General features: G+C 63.0%; 20 protein-coding genes. 4 read left to right on the forward strand and 16 right to left on the reverse strand.

Features of this window, described 5'->3' with window-relative positions; all coding sequences use genetic code 11:
* Nucleotides 1–33: 33 nt before the first annotated feature.
* The 9 genes from N4Q37_RS21055 to N4Q37_RS21095 all read right to left on the reverse strand — a co-directional run bounded on the left by N4Q37_RS21055 (nucleotide 34) and on the right by N4Q37_RS21095 (nucleotide 9,228).
* Nucleotides 34–3,081 carry an efflux RND transporter permease subunit gene (locus N4Q37_RS21055; RefSeq protein WP_260961529.1) on the reverse strand — a complete coding sequence of 1,016 codons (3,048 nt, stop codon included), beginning with the start codon at nucleotides 3,079–3,081 and terminating at the stop codon, nucleotides 34–36.
* On the reverse strand, nucleotides 3,078–4,142 hold the full coding sequence (locus N4Q37_RS21060; protein WP_260961530.1) for an efflux RND transporter periplasmic adaptor subunit: 1,065 nt from the start codon (nucleotides 4,140–4,142) through the stop codon (nucleotides 3,078–3,080). Before N4Q37_RS21060 ends, N4Q37_RS21055 begins: the two co-directional genes overlap by 4 nt.
* Nucleotides 4,139–5,242, reverse strand: coding sequence for an efflux RND transporter periplasmic adaptor subunit (locus N4Q37_RS21065; protein WP_260961531.1), 1,104 nt, complete (start codon nucleotides 5,240–5,242; stop codon nucleotides 4,139–4,141). Before N4Q37_RS21065 ends, N4Q37_RS21060 begins: the two co-directional genes overlap by 4 nt.
* A 421-nt stretch (nucleotides 5,243–5,663) precedes the next feature.
* Nucleotides 5,664–6,446 (reverse strand): MetQ/NlpA family ABC transporter substrate-binding protein, encoded by a 783-nt coding sequence (locus tag N4Q37_RS21070; RefSeq protein ID WP_260961532.1) that lies wholly within the window; start codon nucleotides 6,444–6,446, stop codon nucleotides 5,664–5,666.
* Between the two features lie 275 nt (nucleotides 6,447–6,721).
* Nucleotides 6,722–7,657 (reverse strand): sigma 54-interacting transcriptional regulator, encoded by a 936-nt coding sequence (locus N4Q37_RS21075; RefSeq protein WP_260961533.1) that lies wholly within the window; start codon nucleotides 7,655–7,657, stop codon nucleotides 6,722–6,724.
* Nucleotides 7,658–7,707: 50 nt separating this feature from the next.
* Nucleotides 7,708–8,289, reverse strand: a complete 582-nt coding sequence (locus N4Q37_RS21080; protein WP_260961534.1) for an alpha/beta hydrolase — start codon at nucleotides 8,287–8,289, stop codon at nucleotides 7,708–7,710.
* Nucleotides 8,290–8,406: 117 nt separating this feature from the next.
* Nucleotides 8,407–8,688: a type II toxin-antitoxin system RelE family toxin gene (locus N4Q37_RS21085; protein WP_260961535.1), complete on the reverse strand. Its 282-nt coding sequence runs from the start codon at nucleotides 8,686–8,688 to the stop codon at nucleotides 8,407–8,409.
* Nucleotides 8,678–8,923, reverse strand: coding sequence for a type II toxin-antitoxin system Phd/YefM family antitoxin (locus N4Q37_RS21090; RefSeq protein ID WP_025211236.1), 246 nt, complete (start codon nucleotides 8,921–8,923; stop codon nucleotides 8,678–8,680). Before N4Q37_RS21090 ends, N4Q37_RS21085 begins: the two co-directional genes overlap by 11 nt.
* Nucleotides 8,924–8,982: 59 nt before the next feature.
* Nucleotides 8,983–9,228 (reverse strand): DUF2789 domain-containing protein, encoded by a 246-nt coding sequence (locus tag N4Q37_RS21095; protein WP_260961537.1) that lies wholly within the window; start codon nucleotides 9,226–9,228, stop codon nucleotides 8,983–8,985.
* Between the two features lie 152 nt (nucleotides 9,229–9,380).
* Between N4Q37_RS21095 and N4Q37_RS21100 the strand changes: the two genes are divergently transcribed.
* Nucleotides 9,381–9,908, forward strand: a complete 528-nt coding sequence (locus tag N4Q37_RS21100) for an NfeD family protein (protein WP_260961538.1) — start codon at nucleotides 9,381–9,383, stop codon at nucleotides 9,906–9,908.
* Nucleotide 9,909: 1 nt separating this feature from the next.
* Nucleotides 9,910–10,671 carry a slipin family protein gene (locus N4Q37_RS21105; protein ID WP_260961539.1) on the forward strand — a complete coding sequence of 254 codons (762 nt, stop codon included), beginning with the start codon at nucleotides 9,910–9,912 and terminating at the stop codon, nucleotides 10,669–10,671.
* Nucleotides 10,672–10,810: 139 nt separating this feature from the next.
* Here N4Q37_RS21105 and N4Q37_RS21110 read toward each other — a convergent pair whose 3' ends face one another.
* From N4Q37_RS21110 to N4Q37_RS21130, 5 genes are read right to left on the reverse strand one after another with little or no spacing between them, the layout of a single operon-like run.
* On the reverse strand, nucleotides 10,811–11,773 hold the full coding sequence (locus N4Q37_RS21110) for a sulfotransferase (RefSeq protein ID WP_260961540.1): 963 nt from the start codon (nucleotides 11,771–11,773) through the stop codon (nucleotides 10,811–10,813).
* Nucleotides 11,761–12,546: an aspartyl/asparaginyl beta-hydroxylase domain-containing protein gene (locus N4Q37_RS21115; protein ID WP_260961541.1), complete on the reverse strand. Its 786-nt coding sequence runs from the start codon at nucleotides 12,544–12,546 to the stop codon at nucleotides 11,761–11,763. Before N4Q37_RS21115 ends, N4Q37_RS21110 begins: the two co-directional genes overlap by 13 nt.
* An 11-nt stretch (nucleotides 12,547–12,557) precedes the next feature.
* Nucleotides 12,558–14,069 carry a TolC family protein gene (locus N4Q37_RS21120; RefSeq protein ID WP_260961542.1) on the reverse strand — a complete coding sequence of 504 codons (1,512 nt, stop codon included), beginning with the start codon at nucleotides 14,067–14,069 and terminating at the stop codon, nucleotides 12,558–12,560.
* Nucleotides 14,070–14,108: 39 nt separating this feature from the next.
* Nucleotides 14,109–20,423 carry an Ig-like domain-containing protein gene (locus tag N4Q37_RS21125; protein WP_260961543.1) on the reverse strand — a complete coding sequence of 2,105 codons (6,315 nt, stop codon included), beginning with the start codon at nucleotides 20,421–20,423 and terminating at the stop codon, nucleotides 14,109–14,111.
* 53 nt (nucleotides 20,424–20,476) lie between these two features.
* Nucleotides 20,477–21,322 carry a sulfotransferase family protein gene (locus N4Q37_RS21130; RefSeq protein ID WP_260961545.1) on the reverse strand — a complete coding sequence of 282 codons (846 nt, stop codon included), beginning with the start codon at nucleotides 21,320–21,322 and terminating at the stop codon, nucleotides 20,477–20,479.
* Between the two features lie 309 nt (nucleotides 21,323–21,631).
* On the opposite strand from N4Q37_RS21130, the gene N4Q37_RS21135 reads away from it, so the two are divergent.
* Nucleotides 21,632–22,219, forward strand: coding sequence for a phage tail protein (locus N4Q37_RS21135; RefSeq protein ID WP_260961546.1), 588 nt, complete (start codon nucleotides 21,632–21,634; stop codon nucleotides 22,217–22,219).
* A 46-nt stretch (nucleotides 22,220–22,265) separates the two neighbouring features.
* Nucleotides 22,266–22,577, forward strand: a complete 312-nt coding sequence (locus N4Q37_RS21140) for a DUF6916 family protein (RefSeq protein ID WP_260961548.1) — start codon at nucleotides 22,266–22,268, stop codon at nucleotides 22,575–22,577.
* A 124-nt stretch (nucleotides 22,578–22,701) separates the two neighbouring features.
* On the opposite strand, the gene N4Q37_RS21145 is transcribed toward N4Q37_RS21140, so the two are convergent.
* Together N4Q37_RS21145 and N4Q37_RS21150 are read right to left on the reverse strand one after the other, a co-directional pair.
* Nucleotides 22,702–23,193, reverse strand: a complete 492-nt coding sequence (locus tag N4Q37_RS21145) for a GNAT family N-acetyltransferase (RefSeq protein WP_260961549.1) — start codon at nucleotides 23,191–23,193, stop codon at nucleotides 22,702–22,704.
* 9 nt (nucleotides 23,194–23,202) lie between these two features.
* Complete coding sequence (locus N4Q37_RS21150) at nucleotides 23,203–25,302, reverse strand: biotin/lipoyl-binding protein (protein ID WP_260961550.1); 2,100 nt, start codon at nucleotides 25,300–25,302, stop codon at nucleotides 23,203–23,205.
* Nucleotide 25,303: the final 1 nt, after the last annotated feature.

Below are 25,303 nucleotides of genomic sequence, written 5' to 3' on the forward strand. Positions count from 1 at the left end.
CACGGGCTTTTCGCCTGGCGACAGATGTCCTCATCAATCGCGCTTGGGCTCGCGGATCTTGTACCAGGCCACATACAACGCCGGCAGGAACAGCAACGTCAGCAGGGTGGCGATGATGATTCCGCCGATCATCGCGTAGGCCATCGGCCCCCAGAACACTTCCCGGGCGATGGGGATCATCCCCAGGCTCGCCGCAGCCGCCGTCAACAGGATTGGCCGGCGGCGGTGTTCGGTGGCTTCCACCACCGCATCCCAGGGTTCATACCCATCACGCTCATACTCGTCGATCTGGGTCACGAGGATCACCGAGTTGCGGATGATGATGCCGATCAACGCCAGGATCCCGAGGATCGCCACGAACCCCATGGGCGTGCCTGTCGGCACCAGCGCCAGCACCACACCGATCAACCCGAGGGGCGCGACGCTGGTCACCAGGAACAGTTTCTGCACGCTGTGCAGTTGGATCATCAGGAAGGTCGCCATCAAGAACAGCATCAGCGGCACGACACTGGCGATCGGCCCCTGGGCCTTGCTGCTCTCTTCCACGGTACCGCCCGTGGCGATCTGGTAACCCGCCGGCAGGCCGGCGGCGAACTTGTCGATTTCAGGTTTTAGCTGCCTGACCAGGTCCGTGGGCTGGATCTCGTCGCGCACGGCGGCCTTGATGGTGATGGTCGGCTTGCGGTCGCGGCGCCATACCAGTGGTTGCTCCAATTCATAACGCACCGTGGCGAATGCCAGCAGCGGAATCGAGATGCCGCCCGGGGTGACGATCTGCAGGTTCTGCAGCGTCTGCGGCGAACCGCGCTCGGCATCTTCGGCACGGCCTACCACGTCAATCAGGTAAATATCGTCGTTGACCTGGGTCACGGTCGAGCCGCTGACGATGCTGTTCATCAGCCTGGCCACGTCATCGGAAGACAAGCCCAACTGCCGCGCCTTGTCTTGGGCGATGTCGATGCGCAGCACCTTGCCCGGCTCGTTCCAGTCGTAAGTGATCTCGCCGATGTGCGAGTTCTTGTCCAGCTCGGTGGCCAGATCGATCGCATGCTTGCGCACCTGGTCGATGTCCTTGCCGCTGACCCGGTACTGCATCGGCCGACCGACCGGCGGGCCCATTTCCAGGGCCTGGACGAAACTGCCGATGCCAACGAAATCCTCGCGCAGACGCTTTTGCAAGCGCTCGGTGAGGGCCGCGCGCGACTCCAGGCCTTTGCTGACGATGACCAGTTGCGCGTAATACGGGTTCTGCAATTGCTGGTCCAGCGGCAGATAGAAACGGATCGCACCTTCGCCGATGTAGCTGCTCCAGCGTTCGATGTCCGGGTCGCCTTTGAGGGTGGCTTCCAGGCGATCGACCGCCTTGCGGGTTTCATCCATAGAAGCGTTTTGCGGCAGGTTGAGATCCACGAGGATCTCCGGGCGGTCCGAGGACGGGAAGAACTGGTTCTGCACGAAACGCATGCAAAACACCGACAGGGCGAACAGCAACACCGTGATCCCGATGGCCCACCAGCGATTGCGCATCGCCCACAGCAAGCTGCCGTTGAAGGCCCGGCCGATCCGTCCCGGCTCGGCGCTGTGGGGTTTGATGTTGCTGCTCAGGATGTGCACGCCGATCACCGGGGCGAACAACACGGCCACGATCCACGACACCAGCATCGCCACGGCGATCACCGCGAACAGGGTAAAGGTGTACTCGCCGGCGGAACTGGCGTTCAGGCCGATGGGCACGAAACCGGCCACGGTCACCAGGGTCCCGGTGAGCATCGGGAACGCCGTCGAGGTGTAGGCGAACGTCGCCGCCTGATCCTTGCTATCGCCTTTTTCCAGGCGCGTGACCATCATCTCGACGGTGATCATCGCGTCGTCCACCAACAAGCCGAGGGCGATGATCAAGGCGCCGAGGGAAATCCGCTGCATGGTGATGCCGCTGTATTCCATGAACAGGAAGACCATCGCCAGCACCAGCGGAATCGAGCAGGCCACCACCAGCCCGGCCCGCATGCCAAGGCTGACGAAGCTGACCACCAGCACGATGACCACCGCCTCGAACAAAGCGCTGGTGAAGCCACCGACGGCTTCCTTCACCACTTCCGCCTGATCCGACACGGAGTGCACGCCTACGCCCACCGGCAGATCGGCGGTCAGCTCGATCATGCGCGCATGCAGCACCTTGCCGAACTCCTGGATGTTGCCACCCTTCTTCATCGCGATGGCGAGCCCGATGGCCGGCGTTCCGTTGAAGCGGAACATCGGCGTGGCGGGGTCGACGTAACCGCGACGGATGTCGGCGATGTCAGCCAGTCGATAGAAGCGGTCATTGAGCCGCAGGTTGACGTTGGCCAGGTCCTTTTCCGACTGGAACTGCCCGGAGGTGCGCACGGAAATCCGCTCGGGGCCGGCATCGATCACCCCCGCCGGAGTCACGGCGTTCTGGGTTTGCAGGCTCTGCACCACCTCGCGCTGGTCGATCCCCAGCGCGGCGAGTTTGCGCGTGGAGAAATTCAGGTACAGCACTTCGTCCTGTTCGCCGATCATCTCGACCTTGCCCAGGCCGGGCACATCGCGGACCTCGGCACGGACCTGTTCCACGTAGTCGCGCAACTGGCGCATCGACAGGCCGTCGCCGGTGAAGGCGTACACCGAACCGTAGACATCGCCGAACTCGTCGTTGAACCCGGGTCCTTGCAGGCCTGTGGGAAAGTCGCCGCGAATGTCGTCGATTTTCTTGCGCACCTGATACCAGATCTCGGGGATTTCCTTGGCCCCGGTGGTGTCGCGCAGGTACACGAACACCGTCGATTCCCCTGGCCGGGTGTAGCTTTTGACGTAGTCGAGGGCGTCGAGCTCTTCGAGTTTCTTCTCGATGCGGTCGGTGACCTGCTTGAGGGTTTCTTCCTGGGTCGCGCCGGGCCAGCGGGTCTGGATGACCATGGTCTTGATGGTGAACGAGGGGTCTTCTTCGCGCCCCAGGTTCAGGTAGGAAAACACCCCCATCAGCAACGCGACGAACATCAGGTACCAGACGAACGACTGATGCCGCAGGGCCCATTCGGACAGATTGAAAGGCTCCTTCATCGTACATCCTCGTCAAGTTTCACTTTCTGTCCCGGCTGTAGGCTGTTAACACCGGCACTGACCACGCGATCGCCGGCCTTGATGCCGTTGGCCACCAGCACCGTGCTGTCCGAACGCTCTAGAATCCGCACATCACGGGGCGAGACGGTCTGGCTTTGCGGGTCGATCAGCCAGATCCGCGCCTTGCCATCGACCTCTTGCAGCGCACTGAGGGGCAACTCGATGCGCGGTTCGATGGCCGAGCTCAGGGTGACGCTGATGGCCGTGCCCAAATGAAAACCAGGCGGTGTATCGGTCAGCGTCAGGCGGGCACGGCGAGTGCGGGTGGCGCTTTGAGCCAGGGGTTCGATCTCGCGCACGATGGCGGTGGTGTGCAGGGTCGGGTCCAGTTGCGCGGCGACTTCGAACACCACGTCGTTGGGCAGGCGCTCGACCAGGCCGGCCGGCAGGTCGATCACCGCTTCCTTGATGTCCGGCCGGGCCAGCGTCACAACTTGCTGGCCGGCGCTGACCACTTGCCCGGCTTCGGCACTCCAGGCGGTCACGACAGCGTCGTGATCGGTGTGCAACGCGCTGTAGTTGAGTTGATCGCGAGCCCTTGCCACCGCCGCCCTGGCCTGTTCAAGGGTGGCCGCAGTGGTTTGCAGGTCGGTGTGGGCAATGTCCAGTTGAGCCTGGGCACCAACGCCGCGATCGAACAGCTCCTGTTGGCGCCGGGCATTGGCCTGGGCATTGATGTACTGCGCCTCGACCCGCGCCTGATCACCCTGGGCCACGCGCAGTTGGTTCTGTTGATCGGTCGGATCGAGGGTGGCGAGCAGATCGCTCTTTTTCACCTGCGCGCCGACATTGACATTGCGACTGGCGATCCGCCCCGCCACACGAAAACCGATGTTGCTTTCAAAACGCGCCTGGATACTTCCGGCGAACCGCCCGAGTGCCTGCTGGTCGAGCGCCCGGACTTCAACCGACAACACCGGGCGCACCGGTTCGGGTGGCGCCTGTTCCTCGGAGCACGCGACCAGCAAAAGGCCGACCGAGGCTATCCAAAGACGCTTCATGGCTGGGCCCCTGGCGTGGATTTTTCGGAGGTGTTTCCAGCGATCTCGACACGTACGCCGGGGTGCAGCAATTGCCCGCCGGCGGTGACGACTTTCTCCCCGCCCTGGAGGCCATCGCTGATGACCACCTTGCCGGTCAGGTATCGGCCGACGGTGACCGTGTGCAACTGCGCCCTGCCCTCGCCATCCACCAGCCACACGGCCGGGTCGCTGAGGTTCTTGGTCAACGCCGACCACGGCAGTTCGACGGCGGTCTTGCCGGCGGACCTGGCAGTAGCGCTGACCACCGAGCCCAGGCGCATGCCTTCGGGCAAATCCTTGAGGCTGACCTTGACCTGCACGGTCCCGGTCTGGGCAGACACCGCCGGAGTGATCTCGCGCACTTTGCCGGTGGTCTGGATGGTGGGGTCGTCCAACAAGCTGATGGTGATTGCCGGATCCGAGGGCGGTTCACGCAACAACGATTCGTAGATGTTGAACACCGCGTCACGTTCACCGTCGCGGGCCAGGCTGAAAATCGGCTCGGTGGCCTGCACCACCTGGCCGACCTCCGCCTGGCGCGCCGTGATGAGGCCTGGCGCCTCGGCAATCAGTGCCGTGTAGCTCAGTTGTTCACGGGCATTGGCCAACTGGGCCTGGGCCGCGCTCAGCGCACTCTGGCTGCTGCGCAGTTGGGCCTGGGCCGTGTCGTATTCACTTTGGCTGGTGTAACCCTTGGGCAAGAGTTTCTGCTGGCGCACGAATGCCGCCGCGCTTTGCTTGACCCGCGCCTGTTCGGCGGCCACCTGGGCCTCGGCGGAATCGACCTGGGTCTGCAAGTCCCGTGGATCGAGGCGGGCCAGCACCTGCCGGGCCGACACCCGGTCACCGATATCCACCTTACGCTCGATGATCTTGCCACCCACGCGAAACGACAGATCGGCCTGCACCCGCGCCTGGACATCGCCAGTCAAAGTCACCGAGGCGGCGTACTCGCTGGGTACGACGGTCTGCACGAAAACCCGTGGCAAGGCTTTCTCCCCGGGAGTGCGATCACCGCACCCGACCACCGCCACACACAACCCCAAGCCAACGAGCAGTTTGATTGGAAAAACAGCCATGCCGACTCCTTCGCGCCGTACTACCTGTGACGGTACGAATGTGAGCTTAGAACAGCGATTCAACACACGCGCAGGATTAAAAGGGATGTGTTTATCCAGACAGCGCGGCGCAGGCCAATGGATGGACGGTATTTGCAGAGACCGTGGAAGGGGGCTACTTTTCCTGGCGCTGCTGGGCAGGTTTTGTGTTTCAAAGGACCGCGCCAAGGAATCGCAGCCGATGGCCGAAGCCCGGCCAAACCCTCACAAGGACGAGAACATGAATGACGAAAAGGCACCGCAGCGACTGGAACCGCAGGAAGTGTTGAAGTTGCTGGTGGCGTTGAACAGGGCGTTGAAGGCCCAGGTTGCCTGAGCGCTTTTGTAGCCAGGGAATCGAACGTGTGGGAGCAGAGCTTGCCCCCACACATCGCCCTTCGAATCAGAACGCCGGCAGAACCGCGCCGCTGTATTTCTTCTCGATGAACGCCTTCACTTCAGGGCTGGTCAAGGCCTTGGCCAGTTTCTGGATGGCCGGGCTGTCCTTGTTGTCAGGACGGGCCACCAGGAAGTTGACGTAAGGCGAGTCGGAACCTTCGATCACCAGTGCGTCCTTGGCCGGGTTGAGACCCGCTTCCAGGGCATAGTTGGTGTTGATCAGGTCCAGGTCGACCTGGTCCAGGACGCGCGGCAGCATGGCCGACTCCAGTTCCTTGAACTTGAAGTTGTGTGGGTTCTTGGCGATGTCCTTCGGGGTCGCCAAGGCGTTTTTCGGGTCTTTCAATTCGATCAACCCGGCCTTTTGCAGCAGCAACAAGGCACGGCCACTGTTGCTCCCTTCGTTGGGCAGCGCGATGGTCGCGCCGTTTGGCAGATCAGCCAGTTGCTTGTATTTCTTCGAGTAACCACCGAACGGTTCGACGTGGACACCGATCACGGTTTCCAGGTGAGTGCCTTTGCCTTCGTTGAAGTTCTTCAGGTACGGCAGGGTCTGGAAGTAGTTGGCGTCCAGGCGCTTCTGGTCCACTTGGACGTTGGGTTGCACGTAGTCGGTGAAGACCTTGATCTGAAGGTCCACGCCTTCTTTGGCGAGGGCTGGCTTGATCAGCTCGAGGATTTCTGCGTGGGGTACCGGAGTGGCCGCCACCACCAGTTTTTCCGCGGCCTGGGCCAAGCCCGAGGTCAGGGCTGCCGCCAATGCGGTGAACAACAGAACCTTTTTCATGCAGTGTCCTTATCGAAAATCACAGTCGTCATGAGGGCGACGGCCTGAGAGAAAGTGCCAGCGAAGTGCTATCGGTGGCGTGAGGGGGACGATACCGGGATTTTTTATTCCTTAAAAATATCTTTTATTCACGTTCATATTCATTTCTCTCATATAGAACATAACTGTGTAACTTGGGGATACATCTGTGGGAGCGAGGCTTGCCCGCGATGGCAGCGATAAGGATTTCAAGAGTCGAGGCGCCTGTTTCGCGAGCAAGCTTTGCTCCCACAAAGTTAGAGGGTTTGGCTCAATTGATTGAGCCGCGCCTTGAGGGCTATGCGTTCGGCTTCCGTGCCCTTGGCAACGACTTGCGCCACTTGATGGTCGATCAATTCCAGGGCCGATGGCCGGGACGGCAGGTTCAGATGCTCCGGCAAAATCTCGTCCCCGGTGCTCACCAGCAACGCAAAATGAATCACGTTCTCCAACTCCCGGGTATTGCCCGACCAGTCGTGTCGTTCAAGGGCGTGTTGCGCCGCTTCGCTGATCAACGGCACGGCCAGGCCCAGGCGTTGGGTGTAGATACCGAGGAAATACTCGGCCAGCGAGAGAATATCGCCCACCCGCTCACGCAAGGCCGGCAGTTCGAGGCGGCCTTCGCTGAGGTAATGGAAGAGCCGCTCGTGAAACTTCCCCGCCGCCACCGCTTGCGCCAGGTCGATGCTGGTGGCCGCGACCAGGCGCACATCCACCGGGCTGGGCTGGTGGGCACCGACGCGGGTGACCTCGTGATTTTCCAGTGCCGCCAGCAACTTGACCTGGATCGGCAGCGGTAAATCGCCAATCTCATCCAGGTACAGCGTGCCGCCGTTGGCCGAACCGAACCAGCCGGCCCGGCTGCTGGCCGAACCGCTGTAGCTGCCGGCGGCGTAGCCGAACAATTCGGCGTCAGCGTAGGTCGGGCTGATGGCGCCGCAATTGACCGAGACGAACAGCCCGCCACGCTCGCTTTCGCGGTGGATATGCCGGGCCAGCAATTCCTTGCCGGTGCCGGTTTCACCGCGTATCAACACCGGGATCCCACGCGGCGCCAGTTGTTCCAGTTCCTGGCGCAACTGCCGTGAACGCGGGTCGACGAACACCAGCGCCTTGGCGCGAATGCTCAGGGGGCTCTTTTCCGCATCGGGAAAGGTCAACAAAGGCTGACCGAAGGTTTCATGCAAGCTCATGGCAGACTCCCCGCCCCCGACCGTCGGGAGACGGGAGGGCGCAAAAAAATTCAGGCGCGACGCAGGGCGTGATGCTCCATGCGGTTTTGCAGGCGATAGAGATAAGCGAAACCCTGCTCCCAGCGGTGGTGGCCGGACTTCACATTGATATGCCCGGCACCCGCCAGTATCCCGGCCTCGGCTCCCCAGTGACGCGCCAACTCCAGCGCACGCGGGGCACTCACGGCGGCATCGTTGTCGGAACTGACCACCTGGCTTGGGAATGGCAACAGGTCGCGGGGGATCGGCGCGAAATTGCGCAGTGCCGGAGCACAGGCCGGGCGCTCGACATCCGCCGGCGCCACCAGCAACGCGCCACGAACCTGTCGCAACAGATGCATGGGGGCGGTGGCGGCCCAATGAGCCACCGTGATGCAACCCAGGCTATGGGCAATCAGGATCACCGGTGTGCTGTCGACCACGATGGCTTCGGCCAGCGCAGCGACCCAGTCTTCACGACGAGGCGTCAACCAGTCGGCCTGCTCGACCCTGGCGCTGTTGGGCAGGCTGTTCTGCCAGTGGGTTTGCCAATGATTTTCCGGCGATCCTTGCCAGCCCGGCACGATCAGGTAGCGAATGGATTCGTTGCGCATGGGGGCTCTCCTGCGGGTCTGTTCCCAGAGGAGTATAGGGAGGAGATTTATATTGTTTAAGGAATAAGAAGATATTTATTAATATCAATTTAGAATAATGCAAGCAGATGCCAAGGGCTAACGACGTCTGGCTCTCTGATAAACCTCACTGCGCTCACGCTTGCCGACGGCTATAACCGACACCACAAGACGATCATCGATTACCTCATAGACCAACCGATACCCGCAGGCCTTGAGCTTGATTTTGTAGCAGTCAGGCATCCCATGCAGCGCATCCGCAGCGAGGCGAGGCGATTCAAGCCGCTGGATCAGTTTTTTCTTGAATTGCTCACGCACGGTATAGCCCAACTTGTCCCATTCCTTACGAGCCGATGGCAGGAACTCGAGCTTATAGGTCATCCAGGCTCACCGGGATGGGTGTCTCATGACGGCGGGCACGAACGATCTCAGCCAACTCCAGATCATCCAGGCGCTCCATCATGGCCTCGAAGACCTCGGCCGGCACCATATACCCCATCACACGATTGTGATTGAGCACTGCAACTGGGCCACCGTGGGCGCCACTGAGAACAGCCGAAGGGTTTTTTTTCAATTCCGAAACACTGACAGCCATGTCGGCCAGAATGCTTTGCATGATTCAGGTCCTCAAAAGGTACGGCATTCTGGTCTTTTTAGTGGCTACGCACAACTTGATCACTCCCCCCGTCCCTTGCGCAACAGCACATCCAATTGATCCACCACTTCCGCCCAGTCGGCGTCCTCGAGGAGCTCGTCGCGCAGTAATTGCCGCTGGGCTTCGCTCCAGAAAAATGCGTCAGCCAGGTGCAAGTCGGGCTTGAGCGGTGAATGACTGGCGATGAATTGATCAATGCTGACGGCATCGTCGGGCAGGCCCAGTTGTTTGAACAGCGCGGGCAGGCTGTGGATCGGCGTTTCCATGGGAGGGCTCCTGTACGGGGGGTCAATGGGCACTTGGCACTCTGCTCAGTCTAGTCCCTTGGAAGAGGATCGAACTGATCAAAAATCGATCAAGCCAGGACTCGACTAAACTCAGGATAGAGTCAGTGCAAATCGTTGTTGCGGAGGGCCCCGTGAACATTCGTTGCATGACGGTCGCGCTGCTGTTGATCCTCAGCGGACCGGCGCTCGCAGGCGATGGCCTCGCACTGTGGGCAACCAACCCCCTGGCGTTCTGGCTGATCGCCTTGGGCGTGACATTGCTGATTGCCGAGGCTGCCTTGCCCAACTACGGCGTTGCAGGGCTGGGCGGCATCGTCTTGTGCCTGATCGGTGCGCTCATCCTGACCAACGCCGACGTGCCTGTTCCATTGATGATCAGCCTGGGCCTGGTCAGTGCCCTGTTGCTGGTCGCGCTGGTGATCCGCGCGTTGAAGACCCGGCCACGCCACCCCGTCAGTGGCGATGCGGCGCTGCTGGGCAGCGTCACGACGATCAACGCATTGCAGGGCGCCAGTCACCATCATGGCTGGGTCCAACTGGAAGGCGAGCAGTGGCAGGTGACCTGCGCAACGCCGCTACGGCCAGGGCAAGCGGTGCGAGTCATCGCACGCAAGGGTTTGCTGCTGGAAGTCGCCCCCGCTGACGCACAAGGAGCCTGAGATGGGTATGCAAATCGGTTTTGCACTGCTGCTGGTGCTGGTCATCGCGCTGGCGGCTTCGACGTTCCGGATCCTGCGCGAATATGAACGCGCGGTGGTGTTCCAGCTCGGTCGGTTCTGGCAGGTCAAGGGGCCGGGGCTGATCTTGCTGATTCCGGTGGTGCAACAAATGATCCGCGTCGACCTGCGCACCATCGTCCTCGACGTGCCTCCCCAGGACGTGATCACCCGCGACAACGTCTCGGTGAAGGTCAACGCGGTGCTGTATTTCCGCGTGCTCGATCCGCAGAAAGCCATCATCCAGGTGGAAAACTTCCTCATGGCCACCAGCCAATTGGCCCAGACCACGCTACGGGCGGTCCTCGGCAAGCATGAGCTGGACCAGTTGCTGGCCGAGCGCGAGCAACTGAACAGTGATATCCAACAAGTCCTGGACGCCCAGACCGACGCCTGGGGCATCAAGGTGGCGAACGTCGAAATCAAGCACGTGGACCTCAACGAATCGATGATCCGCGCCATCGCGCGCCAAGCCGAAGCCGAGCGGGAGCGCCGGGCCAAGGTGATCCACGCCGAAGGTGAGTTGCAGGCGTCGGAAAAACTCATGCAGGCCGCTGAAATGCTCGGGCGCCAGCCGGGGGCGATGCAATTGCGCTACATGCAGACGCTGGGGGCGATTGCCGGGGATAAAAGCTCCACCATCGTTTTCCCGTTGCCGATCGAGTTGCTCAAGGGGATGGCGGAGGTGTCTGCCAATAAGCCTTGATGTATTTGCAGGCAAGACACGCACGGCCTGCTGTGGGAACAAGGCTTGCCCGCGATGAAGGCGATGCGGTCTCTCAAGTATCGAGGCGCCTGTGTCGCGAGCAAGCTTTGCTCCCACAGCGGGGCAGTACGGCGCTTCGCTAAATCCCCTCGCCACAAGAGTGAACACGCAATGTTTCGAGCGCTTCGTAAGGCCCCTGCGCCCACTGCATCACCCGTTCGCGCAACAACGGCGAAGCCTCCCGGCGCTTATCTTCGCTGTCACTGGCAAACGCCTGCGTCGGTTGCTTGGCATGCCGGCCCGCCGCCGCCAACGCCTGGCGGCATTGCTCCTCATCGAGCCCGAAAAACGTCGCCAGCCTGCCCGTCATCGCCTCCGGTAATTCGCTGTAGTTGACCGCCATTCCGGCAAAGGCCTGGCAGTGTTCCAGCCCCACATGGAGCAGTCGACCCAAGCGTCGCGCGATGGCGTCTTCCTGGGTGCTGAACGGCAATCCATCGTCCAGCACGCTCGCCCCGATCATCCCCGGCACCATGTGCATGCCGGGGCGGCGCAGGTGCGAGACGGCGATTTCCAAAGGGTCGCGGTACAGGAACAGCCAGGGCGTGTCGGGAAAGCATTCGCGCAACAGCGCCAGCTCACCGATGTTCCAGGCGTCGAGCTTGATCACCAGGCGTTGCTCCACGCCCCGGCGGCGCTGCCCATAGGCCGACATCAAGCCCTGGAGCGCCGCGCACCGTTCGGCAGCTGGCAAATCACTGCGCAGAAGCGTATCCAGGGGCGGCGGTTCCGAAATGACGATGTGGTCGGGTAACTGGGCAAGCATCTGGCTGATCAACGTCGAGCCGCAACGGGATGCATGGAAAATGAACGCACTTGGCGCCAGGCCCGGGCTTTGTTGTTGCCACCGGCCGAGAACGTCCAAAGATGTCTGGCGACGAAACGCCTGATTGAAGGGCAAGCGCAGGGCGTCCTCCACGGCGTCGCCGAAGAACGGCTGCGACAGTCGCGCATCGCCGAACCAGCACCAATCCACTCGCCACAGCCCCGACGTTTGCCATACGCGGATCGGCAACCAGCCGTGCAGATTCAGGCCTTCCACTGTTCACTCCATTGTCGCAGCCCATTGCGCATGGCGGCGCGCAATTCTTCCCGCGTGAAATGCAGCCCTTGTCCGGCGCCCAACGCCACGGCCGATTCGATGAACGCATCGACGTCATGCAGGCCCTGCAAGGTCCGGGCGAGATGCGGGTCGGTTTCGACACGCTGCTGGAAACGAACGAGGTCGCTTTGCCCCACGCCAGCTTCGGGGGTGGTGGGCAGCCCGTCGGCGATTTGCCGGGCCAGCCATGGTCCTGGGCGACAGTCGAGCACCAGGTGAATCCGTGGCTGGGCACTGCGATTTTCGACGCGATGGGGCCGCGACAAGTCGAGAAACCAGCACTCGCCCACGCTCATCGGGATCCGTTGCCCGTCCAGCCAGAAATCCACCTCGGGCGCGCTGAGCAGTGGAACGTGCAGGCGCAGGTCGGCGTCCGGCCCGTCCAGGTCATAATCGCGATGTTCATGGATGCGCCCGCCCGGTCCAAGCCGCAGCAGCCGGGCCGAAACGATGTCCAGCGACCAGTCGCGCAGCGCTTCGTGCCACCGCTGATCGTCTGACCAAGGCGCACGACGCAAGGGCTGGCCCTGCCCGGGTGACAGTTCGGTCAAGGCGTCGGACGGCGAAATCAACGCCACGCCACTCCAGTCACCACTGTAATAAGCGCTGTTGAAGTGCCCTTGCCAGCGATCCTCGTCGATGGCGGCCAACGCCTGCAACAGCAACGGCAGGTTGACCGTCACCGGCAGGCGGGAAAACGCCGGGGCCGTCATGGGCGCGCCGGTTATCGAGGCACCGCCGGCTTCGGCACGCTGATATCGCCCTGGGCCCAGGCCGCTTCGCGGTTGGCCAATGCCGTGGCGATCGACTGCACTTCGGTCGATTGCACTTCATCGGGCAGCGGGTCGAGGCCGGCGCTGGCGAAGATCTGGCCATAGGCGTTGCGCAGGTCGGCGTAGGCCAGGTCCCGGCGCAGGTCGGCCTGCAAAGTGTTCAGCTCGCCCTGGATCAGGTCCAGTTCCCCCAGGCTGGCGGCCTGGTGGCGGCTGCGCAACTGGCCGACGATTTGCCCATCGATGTCCGACAGTTGCTGGCTGGTCTTGAACTGGCGCAGCGCATCGCGGTAGTTGGCGTTGGCCACGTACAGCTGCGCCAACACGGCGATCGACATGGCCTGGCGTCGCGCCGCCGCCACTTCTTCACCGGCCTTGGCGACGTCGATGGCCGCCGGGGCAGAGATCACGTTGAACAGGTTCCAGGTGACTTTCACGCCATAATCGGCCCAGCCCTGCTCCACCAGGAACGAGTTGCTGTCGTAATGCCCGCCCGCGGAAAATTCCAGCCCCGGCAACAGGCGCAACATGGCCTTGCGGGTTTCGGCGGCAGTAATACGGGTCTGGTAATCCTGCTCGCGCAGTTCCGGACGGCTGGCCAACGCTTCCTGTTCGAGACGGGGCAGGTCGACCTTGAGTTCCGGGATCTCGTATTCGTCCTGCGTGGCGAGGGTCAGCTCAGTGCCCAGGGGCAGGTTGATCAGGGTCGCCAGTTCCGTCTTGGCCAGGGACAACGCCCGGCGCTGTTCTTCGAGCTGGCGCGTGGCCTGGATCAGCGAGCGCTGGTAACCCAGGGCTTGCACCGGATCACCGATGCGCTGCTCGCTCATGCTCTGGCTGTTGTTGCGGGCAGCCTCGACCCGGGCCATCAGGGCGTCGATCTGCTTGAGCAGGCGTTCGGCGGCCATGGCTCGCCAATACGCCGAACGCACGTCCTGAACGATGGTGTTGATCACCTTGCGCCGGCGCTCCTGAACGATCAGCCGCTGGTCCCCGGCCTGCTTGGCGCTGATGTAGCTCACGCCAAAATCGAGAACGTTCCAGACCATGGTCAGGTCCGCCACTTCGCGGTCGCGGTCCTGGGAAGTCGACGGTTCCAGGGACTGGGTGCCGGTCTCCACGCTCTGGCTGCTGGAGGCGTTGACGTTGTTGCGCCCCACATAGCCGGCGTCGAGGGCCATGCGCGGCAACATGTCGAAACTGGCCAGGTCCAACTGTCGCTTGGCCAGGGCCTCCTCCATGACCTTCAAGCGACCTTCGAGGTTGTACTTCACCGCCCGGGCCATGGCCTGGTGCAGGGTCAAGGGCCCGCTCAGGGGCTCCTGACCCTTGTACATGTTCTGCAGGTCGGTCTGGGCGCGCTGTTCGCTGACACTGCGCTCGATCGGCTCGCTGGTGACCGCACATCCGCTGACCACCAACGCCAGCATGCTCATACCGAATAACTTCTGACTTCTATTCATTCCCTGTACTGCCCCTGGCTGCCCCAATATTTTTAGAATTCAGGCCGGGCTGATGCCGACCTGTCGTAAAGCAGTGGCCAGGTTGTCGACCTGACGCTGTTCCGTGTCCTTGAGGTGTTGCAATTGCTGACCCAGGCTCGGCGCACCAAACATGCCCCGCAGTCCCTGGGACACATCGCCGCTCTGCATCGACTGGCTGCCGAAAGCGTTCATCGACTCGCCTTCGGCACTCGTGTCCTTGTTGAACAGGCCCGCGAGCGTGCTGATGCCGAACACCCCGCCATCACCGCCGCCAAAGCCCAGGAACCCCTGGCCTGAGCCATCGCCACCGGTGTCATTGCCAAATACCTGGGCGATATAGCTTGGCGCCAGCGCCCCCCGGTTGATGAAAATGTCGCCGATGGGCTGGATACCGCCGCCCAGGTCCCGTTGCTCGAACAACGGCGGGAAGCCTATCGGCGAGCCGAGGTCACCGGTCGGCGGAGCGAAGATGACCGGTTGCAGCGGCACCTCGGACGATGGGGTGACCGGGACCGGGTCCGTCGTCAGGAACTCCGGTGGCGGCTTCACGTCATTGGGCACCACGGTATCGATCGCGTAGTTGTTGGACACCGCCACGCCGGTGCCGGCGTTACCGGACAGGTCGTTGACATTGCTGGTGTCCAGGGCAATGAAGTTGCTTGGATCGGTGAGATTGGTGGTCGGGGTGAACGTCGCCGTCCAGGTCTTGCCACCGTCACTGCTGGTCAGGTTGGTCAACTCACCGTTGGTGACGCTGAGGTCCGACAGGTCAAAATTGGTCACCGCTTCGTTGAAGGTGATGGTCACCTGGGTCGTCTCGCCCACCGTCAGGTTCGGGTCGGCCACCACGATGGTCGCGCTCGGCCGGGTGGCGTCGAGGGCGTAGTTGGCGGAGATCGCGATACCCGCCCCGGCGTTGCCGGCCAGGTCCTGAACGTTGCTGCTGTCGAGCAGGATCAGGTTGGTAGGGTCGTTGACCCCGGCGGTGGGCGTCAGGGTCGCCGTCCAGGTCAGGCCACCGTCGCTGCTGGCCAGGTTGGACAACACACCGTTGGCGACGCTGAGGTCCGACAGGTCGAAACCGGTCACCGCCTCGGTGAAGCTGATGGTCACGGTGGTGGTCTGGCCGATGCCCAACGAGGTGTCGCCTAATGTGATGGTGGCGCCTGGGCGAATCGTGTCGATCGCGTAGTTGTTGGAATCGGTGGTGCCGACGCCGGCGTTGCCCGAGACGTTGGTCACACCGCTATTGTCCAGGGTGATCACGTTGCTGGTATCGGAGATGCTGGAGGTTGGCGTGAAGGTCGCCGTCCAGGTCACACCGCCGTCGCTGGAGGAAACGTTGCTCAACGTACCGTTGCTCACGCTCAGGTCGGCATTATTAAAGCCGCTGACTGCTTCACTGAAGGTGACGGTCACCAGCGACGTTTCGCCGGCAATAAGGGACGTATCGGCGACCACGACGGTGGCCGTCGGCACCCGGGTCTCGACCGTATAGTTGGTCGAGTTGGTAGTCCCTGCCCCACTGTTGCCGGCCGCGTCGCTCACACCGGTATTGTCCAGGACAATCAGGTTGGTGGTGTCGCTCACGCCCACGGTCGGGGTGAAGGTCGCGGTCCAGGTAATGCCGCCATCACTGCTGCTGACCGCACTCAGCGTGCCGTTGGCCACGCTCAGGTCCGAATTGTCGAAGCCGCTGACCGCTTCCGAGAAGGTGATGGTCACCAACGCCGTTTCGCCCGGTCGCAATGCTGAATCGCTGAGCACGATGGTCGCGGTTGGACGCTGGCTGTCGATGGCGTAGTTGTTGGAATCGGTGGTGCCCACGTTGGCGTTGCCGGCCAGATCGACGATGCCACCACTGTTGAGCGTGATGACGTTGCTGGTGTCGGTCACCCCAACGGACGGCGTGAGGGTGGCGGTCCAGGTGATGCCACCGTCGCTGCTGCTCAGGCCGCTGAGCGTACCATTGGCCACCGTCAGGTCGGCGGTGGTGAAAGCCGTCACCGCTTCGCTGAAGGTAATGGTCACCAGCGACGTTTCCCCGGCGGCAATGGCCGTGTCGGCCACGACGATGGTCGCGGTGGGGCGCACGGTGTCGATGGCGTAGTTGTTGGAATCGGTGGTGCCGACGCCGGCGTTGCCCGAGACGTTGGTCACGCCGGTGTTGTCCAGGGTGATCACGTTGCTGGTATCGGAAATACTCACGCTCGGCGTGAAGGTCGCGGTCCAGGTGACACCGCCATCGGAAGACGAAACGTTGCTCAACGTGCCGTTGGCGATGGTCAGGTCACTGTTGTCGAAACCACTCACCGCCTCGTTGAACGTGATCGTCACCAGCGACGTTTCACCTATGCTCAACGCGCTGTCGCTGACGACAATGGTCGCCGTCGGCACGTTGGTGTCCACTTGGTAGTTGTTGGAGTTGGTCGTGCCGGTACCGGCGTTGCCCGCTGCATCGCTGACGCCGGTGTTGTCCAGGGTGATCACGTTAGTGGTGTCGGTGACCCCGAGGGTCGGCGTCAGGGTGGCGGTCCAGGTGATGCCGCCGTCGCTGCTGCTCAGGCCGCTGAGCGTACCATTGGCCACCGTCAGGTCGGCCGTGGTAAAGCCCGTCACCGCCTCGCTGAAGGTAATGGTCACCAATGACGTCTCGCCCGCGGCGATGGCCGTGTCGGCCACGACGATGGTCGCGGTCGGGCGCACGGTGTCAATGGCGTAGTTGTTGGAGTTGGTGGTGCCGGTGCCGGCATTGCCCGCGCCGTCCGTGACGCCAGTATTGTCGAGCGTAATGAGATTGGTGGCGTCGCTGATGGCGGCCGATGGGGTAAAGGTTGCGGTGTACGTGATGTTGTCGCTGGTGCTCAACCCACTCAGGCTGCCGTTGGCAGCGGTCAAGTCGGCCAGGGAGAAACCGGTCACCGCCTCGCTGAACGTGATGGTCACCAGTGAGGTTTCGCCGATTGCCAGGGCCGTGTCGGCCACCACGATGGTCGCGGTCGGCCGCACGGTGTCGATGGTGTAGTTGTTCGAATCGGTGGTGCCACTGCCGGCGTTGCCCGCCGCATCGGTCACGCCGGTGTTGTCCAGGGTGATGAGGTTGGTGGTGTCGCTGACGCCAGCGCTCGGTGTGAACGTCGCGGTCCAGGTGATGCCGCCGTCGCTGCTGCTGACCGCGCTCAACGTGCCGTTGTCAATGGTCAGGTCGGCGTTGGTGAAGCCGGTCACCGCCTCGTTGAACGTAATCGTCACCAGGGAAGTGGCCCCCAAGCTCAGCGCCGAGTTGGACACAACGACCGTGGCCGTCGGGCGTTGCGTGTCGATGGCGTAGTTGTTGGAGTTGGTGGTCCCGGTGCCCGCGTTGCCAGCGGCGTCCGCCACGCCGGTGTTGGCCAGGACGATCAGGTTGGAAGCGTCTTCGACGCTGGCGCTCGGTGTGAACGTCGCGGTCCAGGTGATGCCGCCGTCGCTGCTGCTGACCGCGCTCAACGTGCCGTTGGCAATGGTCAGGTCGGCGTTGGTGAAGCCCGTCACCGCTTCGCTGAAGGTAATGGTCACCAGGGACGTTTCACCAATACTCAGTGCCGAGTCGGCCACGACAATGGTCGCAGTAGGACGCACGGTGTCGATCGCATAGTTGTTCGAATCGGTGGTGCCGCTGCCGGCGTTGCCTGCCGCATCGGTCACGCCGGTATTGTCCAGGGTGATCAGGTTAGTGGTGTCGCTGACGCTGGCGGTTGGCGTGAACGTCGCGGTCCAGGTAATGCCGCCGTCGCTGCTGCTGACCGCGCTCAAGGTGCCGTTGGCAATGGTCAGGTCAGCGTTGGTGAAGCCGCTCACCGCCTCGCTGAAGGTGATCGTCACCAGGGACGTTTCACCGACTCTCAGTGCCGTGTCGGCCACCACGATACTCGCGGTAGGCCGCACGGTGTCGATGGCGTAGTTGTTGGAGTTGGTGGTGCCGGTACCCGCGTTGCCAGCCGTATCGCTCACGCCGGTGTTGTCCAGGGTGATCAGGTTGGTGGTGTCGCTGACGCTGGCGCTCGGCGTGAACGTCGCGGTCCAGGTGATGCCGCCGTCGCTGCTGCTGACCGCGCTCAACGTGCCGTTGGCAATGGTCAGGTCGGCGTTGGTGAAGCCGGTCACCGCTTCGCTGAACGTGATGGTCACCTGCGAGGTCTCGCCAATCCTCAAGGCGGTATCGGCTACCACGATGGTCGCCGTGGGCGCCACGGTGTCATTGACGACGTAGTTATTCGAGTCGGTGGTGCCCACGCCGGCGTTCCCCGCCAGGTCGGCAACGCCGGTGTTGTCCAGGGTGATGACGTTGGTGGTATCGGCGATGTTGCTGGCCGCCGTCAACGTGCCGGTCCAGGTGATGCCGCCGTCGCTGCTGCTCAAGGCACCCACGGTGCCGTTCTGCACCGTCAGGTCGGCTGAGGTAAGACCGGTCACGGCTTCGGAGAAGGTGATGGTCACCAACGACGTGCCGCCGGAGTTAAGGTTGGTATTGGCCACCACGACCGTCGCGGTCGGCGGGGTCAGGTCCGGCACATAGTTGGTGTTGAGGGTGCCGCCATCGCCGTAGATATTGGCTACGGAACTCGGTGAATTGCCTGCGGTGCCGGCACTGGCACCACCGGTACCGCTGCCACCGACGTTGCCCGACAGGGCCGCGAAGTTGGCCGCGGTCATCAGGATCGTGCCCTTGTTCCAGATGGCGCCGACGCCGACGCCGCCCGCGCCGCCGGTATGGGTATAGCCACCTCCGGCACCACCGCCGCCACCGCCACCACCGGCGCCGATGTTGTTGGAAATCACCGAATTACCAATGATCGTCAGGGTCGCGCCGGTGTCGTTGTAGATACCACCAACCGCTCCACCACCGGCGCCGCCAATCGAGTTGTAGCCGTCACCGCCACCGCCGCCCCCGATGGACAAGCCAGCGCTGGCGGCCGTGCCGCCGGCCGAACCCGTGCTGTAGCCCGGGTACGCGGCGCCGCCGGCGCCGCCGGTGGAGTTACCACCCCGCCCGCCCATGTTGAAGAAACCACCGCCGGCGCCGCCTTGTCCGGTCGAGCCAGCGGAACCCGTGGCATTGAGCGTATCGCCGCCCCGACCGCCCGTACCGCTGCCGACCGCGCCGCCACCACCGCCGCCGCCGCCGGCATATTGCGGCGTCACGCCGCCACCGCCACCACCGCCCGATGCGGCGTTCGCGGTGACCGTGACGTTGCGCATGGTCAGGGTCCCGGCGTTGTAGATCCCGCCGGCCTTGGCGACCGCCGCATCGACGCCGCCATTGCCACCGTCGCCTGCCAACATGCCGCGGGTAATCACCAGGCCATCGAGGGTCGCCGTCGTACCGGACGTCACACTGAGGACCTGGGTGCGGAATTGCCCATCGAGGGTGACATCCGCCACGTTGTCGTTGTTGAGGTCGCCGTCGATGGTCACGTTCCTGTTGACCACCAGCACCTGGGTCAGCGCCACCGTCATACCACTGCTGAAGGTCACGATGTCGCCGTTCTGCGCCGAGGCCAGGGCTGCGCGCAAGGAGCCGACACCGGTATTGGCGTTGTTGGTGGCGGTCCAGGTGGCGAGGCCCCATTGGTATTCGCTCATCGCGTTGGCCGACAGTACGTTGGCGCTTTCGATGTTGCCGGTGGCAATTTCCAGGTCCCAGTCACCGCCGAGGCCGGTACGGTCGTTGGAGGCAGCCACATCGCGGCCGGTCAACTGTGCCAGCGAATCGACCAGCTCCAGGCCGCGGTCACCTTGGGCGGTGTAACAGCCGTAGATCAGGATATCGCCACCGGCGTTCATGTCCTGGCCGATCTGCGCCAGCACCTCGCTGCGGGCCTGGACGTTGTCCGCCGACAAATAGCTGTTGCCCAGCCACAAATCGCCGGCATTGCCGTGGGCGATGATCTGCACCGAGCTGACGCCCTGGTGGCTGTCCAGGTAATCGGCGATCTGCTGCAAGCCGTCCTTGGTGGCGTCCAGCTTCACCACATCAGTGCCGGGCGCCACGCCCTGGAGCAGGCTGTCGGCATCCTTGACGCGGGAGTCGACGAACACCACCGACTTGCCGGGCACCGCCACCTGTGTGGCATCGGCCTGGCCCTGGGGTGCGTGGGTGTCGGCCGGCTGGTCCGCCGTCGGCGTTTTGGCCGCGTCGGCGGTGGGGTGGGCGTCCGGCTGCGCGGCATCGACGACGGTGGCGGCCACCGCGCCGTCGAACAGCATTCGCGGCTCCAGGGACATGATCATTGGCGACGCCAGGGCCTGTGCGCCCTCGGTTACCCGCGATTTACCTTTGCTCCACCACATGACGATCACCCGGACTCGAACTTCTAGGACACGCAAATGAAAGAAAACCGCAGTCAGTTGACGGCGGCGTCGGTTTTCATACGAATGACATTGGCGGCGCTGGCAGAACCATCGCGCCAGAACGACAACTCGGCAAATTTCTCGAACAGGTCCGGCGGCAACAGCGTTCGCCGGGCTTGCGGCGCAACCTTCGGCTTGACCTTGTGCAGGCCGGCGACGCCCAGGGCCTGATCGAAAGCCGGCGCGTCGTAGGTCAAGTGGTTGAAATCGTGTTCGAACCAGGGTTCGCCGATGAATTCGTAGACCAGCCGCATGACCCGCTCCGGTGCCTGGCTGAGCAGGTCGTAGTCAACGATCAGCAGCGACTCGGCGTTTTCGCCGTAATAGGCTTCCTTGAGCGCCGTCCAGGCGAACCCCACCAGGCGATTGCGCTGGGCCAGGGTCTCGCAGCGGCTGTAGACGGTGTTGCGCTCGTCATCGTCGTTGAACAGCTTGGTGTTCTCGAACGGATTGGCGCGGTAGAGCCGCTCCAGGCTGTCGAGGATCCAGGCGACGTTGCGCACACAGGCGATGGTCTTGGCTTGGGGAAACAAGTCCTGGAGCGCCGGCAGGCGAGCGCACCATTGGCGATTGGTGTCGAAGATGACGGGCTTGTCGGCTTTGTCGGCGTAGTAGGAATCGAACAGACCGCGCAGCAAGCGGCGACGCTGGTCGGTGTCGATCACCGAGCCGAACTCGCTGCCGGCGCTGCATTGTTGCAGGACGCCGCTGAACAGCGAACCGACCGGGCTGGTCATGCCGGCATGGAAGCGCGGGTTCTGCAACAGAATCGCAGAAAGCAGGGTCGAGCCCGAGCGCGGTAAACCGGAGATAAAGTGGAACTGTGACAATCCCTTCACCGTTTGTAGTCCTTTTGTAGCCTAGAGCGTAGCCGAGGAAACAAAAGCCGCCTAGTAGTACTTTGATATCAAATCGCCCTCGCTCGGGAAAAAAGATGGGCGGTCGCAGCGCACGGCCAAACTGAATCGTTTAAGCCGATTCTCGATATTTTTCAGCCTTCTCACCCGGCAAAGTGCCACATCCCCGTCTACGCTCAGCCATGCATGACCAGGCCAGGGAATGAAGGAGTCAGGCTGACCGCACTCTCCCTCCTCAGGCCCTGCCCCGGCGTATAACCTAGACCAATAACCTGAAGGGATGAGGAATCTATGGAAGTATTTATGGGCACCATTCAGCCGTTTGCCTTCAACTTCGCGCCCAGCGGTTGGGCGCAGTGTTTTGGGCAGACACTCGGCATTTCCCAATACCAGGCGTTGTTCTCCCTGCTGGGTACGTACTACGGGGGCAACGGCACCACCAACTTCATGCTCCCCAATCTGCAAGGTCGCCTGCCCCTGGGCATCGGCAACGGCCTGGGGCTGACACCGCGTGTCATCGGCGAAGTCTCCGGCACCGAGAACGTGACCCCCACGCTCAATAACCTGCCTTCCCACACCCACACCCTGGCGGGGCTCACCGCCTCGACCACCCTGCAATTGGCGAACCCGGCCAGCAACCCGGCAAGCACACCGACGTCCACCAATGCGTTCATCGGGACCTCGGGCACCGGGCCGGGCTCGGCCAATATCTACTCTGACCAGCTAGGTGCCTCGCCGGTGCCGGTGAAGGGTATGAGCACGAGCATCGACGGCACGATCTCCCCTGCCGGCCAAGGCCTGCCACTGGCGATCATGAACCCGTTCCTCGCGGTCAACTTCAGCATCGCTTTGAACGGTCTCTTCCCGTCCCGTAACTGACGAACCGCCGGAGGGCTGCGGCCCTCCGGCCTTCTGGAGTACCGATATGCTGCAACAGGTTCACAGCCACCATTTCCAACCACTGCTGGGCCAGACCCACAGCCTGACCCTACCCGACGGCAGCTCCCTGCCTGTGCGGATCGAAAGCCTGGAAGAAACACCACGGTCGAAGATGCCGAACACCCAACGCATGCCGTTCAGCGTGGAATTCAACAGCCTGGAAAGCACCGACTTCGTCGATGGGCTGTGCGCGCTGGAAGTACCTGAACTGGGAAGGCTCGAAGGGGTGTTCGTCTCGCGGATACCGCCCATGGGCCGGGACCCGGCGCTGGGGTATTTCTATATCGCGTTCAACTGAACAGAAACCCTTGTGGGAGTGGGTTTGCTCCGGGCGGCGATCCGACGAAGGCGGTGGGTCAGCTTGCACCCATGCTGAATGTGCCGCCCTCATCGCGAGCAGGCTCGCTCCCACGGTCCTCCGCTCAATTGCCTTTCGGATACCACACCAACCGCTCCGCCGCCGGGTTGCGTTCCTGCACTTCGAAGCCCAGCGCCAGGTAATGCTGGCGCGCATGGGGGTTGCTGCTCCAGACCACAGTCGCCACCGGGCAACGCACCTGTTGCGCGGCTTTCTGTACCCCTTGCAACACCGCCCGGCCATACCCCTGCCCGCGGGCCTGGGGGATGAAGGCCAGGTACAAGACGCGGATTTCATTGGGGCCGAAATCGGTGCTCAAGGCGCCGATGGCCGTGCCGAGTTTTTCCACGATGTAATGCATGGCGTTGGGAAAATTTTCCCCCAGCCCTTGTTCCTGCACCAGGAACTGCTGCGCAATCACCTGCTGCACGTGTTCATGCTCGCCGTCGATCCATTGCAGATCCGGCCGCGCTGCCTGGTAAAGGCTCTGCAAAAATGGCCCATCGCTGACCCGCGAGGGACGCACCACCAACCCTTCTGCCGCCACTGATTCCATGTCCGCTCCTTAAAAACCGCTTTCCCTGACACCCAGCGCCACCAATCGACGCCACGCCGCGCCCAATACCGACTCACCCTGCCCCTGCAACACCACCACCCCGCGCAGCGGCTGTACCGGCGCCCGGGTACCGTCAACGACACTCAGGCGCACGCCATACTGCGCCTGCACCGGTTCCGCCCGTTGCTGCGAATCGCGGCGCACGGCAATCGGCCCATGATGATCGGAGGTCAGCGCCTGTTGCTCGACCCAGGCGACGCCGTTGGTGTCGATCTCATTGAGCTGCACCGCAATCGACGGATGCATAGGATCGTCAGCGATGAACCGCCCCGTGGCACCGGGTTCGACCCGCCACAGCTCTGCTTCGGTCAGGTAGCCGCGCAACCGGGAATCGTCCTGCACCACTCGCGCCAGCGGCTGAGTGGGCGACAGCCAACGCCCCACCGACAATTGCGGCAGCAGGTCGCGCACCTGGCCGGCGTGGGGCGCTCGCAGCAGCAAGCGCTCACGTTGGGCGACCAGGCCCCGGTACTCGGCCACCGCCTCGGCCAATCGCTGTTCGACGATGCCGGCGTCGGCGGCGGTTTCGCTGCGCCCGGCCTGACGACGCATCTGCAATTGCTGGATCTCGATTTCCCGCCGCACGATGGTCAGGCGCGAGGCCATGTCCGGCGACTCCAATTCAATCAACACCTCGCCTTGGGCCACGACCTGGCCGTCGTGCACGTTCACCTGCTTGACCCGCGCCGCCACCGGCGCATGCAGGGCACTGGCGCGCCCGGCTTCGAGCAGGGTCGGCATCTCCACGGCGCTGCGCCAGGGCAACAGCAGCGCCAGCACCAGGCCAAGCAATACCAGGCCGGTCAGCAATACGCGCGGGCCGTGGGCCTGCTCCCGTCGACACCACCATTGTCGCCATTCATTCACGATGGGCATAAAAATGAACCACACCAATTCCACCAGCATCAGGAAGATACCCAGCACCTTGAAGAACAGGTGATAGACCGCCAGGGCAATGCCAAAGAACAGCGCCGCGCGCCACAACCAGGAACCGTATCCCCACGCCAGCAAACGACGGCGCATCTTCGCTGACCAGGGTTCCGGCGCCGCCACGCCATAGCCAAACAACAGCTCGCGCAAGCGCCAGCGACACAGGGCGAACGCCCGTCCTTGAAGGTTATCCACCGCCCAGAAGTCACTGAGCAAAAAATAACCATCAAAACGCATGAACGGGTTGAGGTTGATGATCAACGTGGTGATCCAGGTTGCACTGGCCAACATGAACGCCGCGGTGCGCGCCGGCCCGTCCGGCAGCAGCGACCAGGCCAACAGCGCAATGCACGCCAGCAGCAACTCGGCAAGCACCCCACCGGCACCGATCAGCAAACGGGCCCGACGATCCTTGATCCGCCAGGCGTCGCTGACATCGGTATAGAACATCGGCAGCAACACCATGAACGCCACGCCCATGCTCTGCACCCGGCAACCGGCGCGCTTGGCCATGAACGCATGGCCAAATTCGTGGCAAAGCTTGGCAAAGAGCAATGCCACCCCGAACGCCATCGCGCCGCCCAGGCTGAACAAGTGCGGGAATGTCGCGACGAAACGTTGCCAGTCCCGCGACACCAGGAAAATCCCGAGGCCCAGCGTCAGTGGCAGGCCATAACGCAGGAGCATCGGGCCGAACCGCACCAACCAAGGCCAGGCACGATTGAGGAAGGCATCCGGACGCCACAGCGGAATACGGAAAAACAGGTATTGATGAAGAAGGATCTGCCACAGGCTCTGGCGCTGTGCGGCAGCCTTCACGCCATAACTGCCGCGCTGTTGCGGGTCCGTCGCGCTGATCAGGTCGTGGCCGCGCAAAAAGCCCAGCAACTGTTCCAGCGACTCGCCGGTAAGAGGCAAGCCCGGCTCACGGTTCGCCGCTTGCAGCACTTGCTCCGGATCGCCCAGGGACCAATGGCGCAACATGCGCATCGCCGCCGCGCCCAGCTTGAAATAACGCCCGCGCACCGGATCGGCCAGGGTCCATTGCGGCGAGCCGTCCGGGTCCGGGGCCGCTGCGGACAATTGCAGGTCTGGCCGCAGGTTCGGCAGCGGGCTCATG

This window comes from Pseudomonas citri, assembly GCF_025336485.1.
Lineage (GTDB): Bacteria > Pseudomonadota > Gammaproteobacteria > Pseudomonadales > Pseudomonadaceae > Aquipseudomonas > Aquipseudomonas citri.

What these genes read in the sequence shown, in the direction of transcription:
- N4Q37_RS21055 (WP_260961529.1), bottom strand. Translation starts at nt 3,081, where the DNA reads ATGAAGGAGCCTTTCAATCTGTCCGAATGGGCCCTGCGGCATCAGTCG.
- N4Q37_RS21060 (WP_260961530.1), bottom strand. Translation starts at nt 4,142, where the DNA reads ATGAAGCGTCTTTGGATAGCCTCGGTCGGCCTTTTGCTGGTCGCGTGC.
- N4Q37_RS21065 (WP_260961531.1), bottom strand. Translation starts at nt 5,242, where the DNA reads ATGGCTGTTTTTCCAATCAAACTGCTCGTTGGCTTGGGGTTGTGTGTG.
- N4Q37_RS21070 (WP_260961532.1), bottom strand. Translation starts at nt 6,446, where the DNA reads ATGAAAAAGGTTCTGTTGTTCACCGCATTGGCGGCAGCCCTGACCTCG.
- N4Q37_RS21075 (WP_260961533.1), bottom strand. Translation starts at nt 7,657, where the DNA reads ATGAGCTTGCATGAAACCTTCGGTCAGCCTTTGTTGACCTTTCCCGAT.
- N4Q37_RS21080 (WP_260961534.1), bottom strand. Translation starts at nt 8,289, where the DNA reads ATGCGCAACGAATCCATTCGCTACCTGATCGTGCCGGGCTGGCAAGGA.
- N4Q37_RS21085 (WP_260961535.1), bottom strand. Translation starts at nt 8,688, where the DNA reads ATGACCTATAAGCTCGAGTTCCTGCCATCGGCTCGTAAGGAATGGGAC.
- N4Q37_RS21090 (WP_025211236.1), bottom strand. Translation starts at nt 8,923, where the DNA reads ATGCAAAGCATTCTGGCCGACATGGCTGTCAGTGTTTCGGAATTGAAA.
- N4Q37_RS21095 (WP_260961537.1), bottom strand. Translation starts at nt 9,228, where the DNA reads ATGGAAACGCCGATCCACAGCCTGCCCGCGCTGTTCAAACAACTGGGC.
- N4Q37_RS21105 (WP_260961539.1), top strand. Translation starts at nt 9,910, where the DNA reads ATGGGTATGCAAATCGGTTTTGCACTGCTGCTGGTGCTGGTCATCGCG.
- N4Q37_RS21115 (WP_260961541.1), bottom strand. Translation starts at nt 12,546, where the DNA reads ATGACGGCCCCGGCGTTTTCCCGCCTGCCGGTGACGGTCAACCTGCCG.
- N4Q37_RS21120 (WP_260961542.1), bottom strand. Translation starts at nt 14,069, where the DNA reads ATGAATAGAAGTCAGAAGTTATTCGGTATGAGCATGCTGGCGTTGGTG.
- N4Q37_RS21125 (WP_260961543.1), bottom strand. Translation starts at nt 20,423, where the DNA reads ATGTGGTGGAGCAAAGGTAAATCGCGGGTAACCGAGGGCGCACAGGCC.
- N4Q37_RS21135 (WP_260961546.1), top strand. Translation starts at nt 21,632, where the DNA reads ATGGAAGTATTTATGGGCACCATTCAGCCGTTTGCCTTCAACTTCGCG.
- N4Q37_RS21140 (WP_260961548.1), top strand. Translation starts at nt 22,266, where the DNA reads ATGCTGCAACAGGTTCACAGCCACCATTTCCAACCACTGCTGGGCCAG.
- N4Q37_RS21145 (WP_260961549.1), bottom strand. Translation starts at nt 23,193, where the DNA reads ATGGAATCAGTGGCGGCAGAAGGGTTGGTGGTGCGTCCCTCGCGGGTC.
- N4Q37_RS21150 (WP_260961550.1), bottom strand. Translation starts at nt 25,302, where the DNA reads ATGAGCCCGCTGCCGAACCTGCGGCCAGACCTGCAATTGTCCGCAGCG.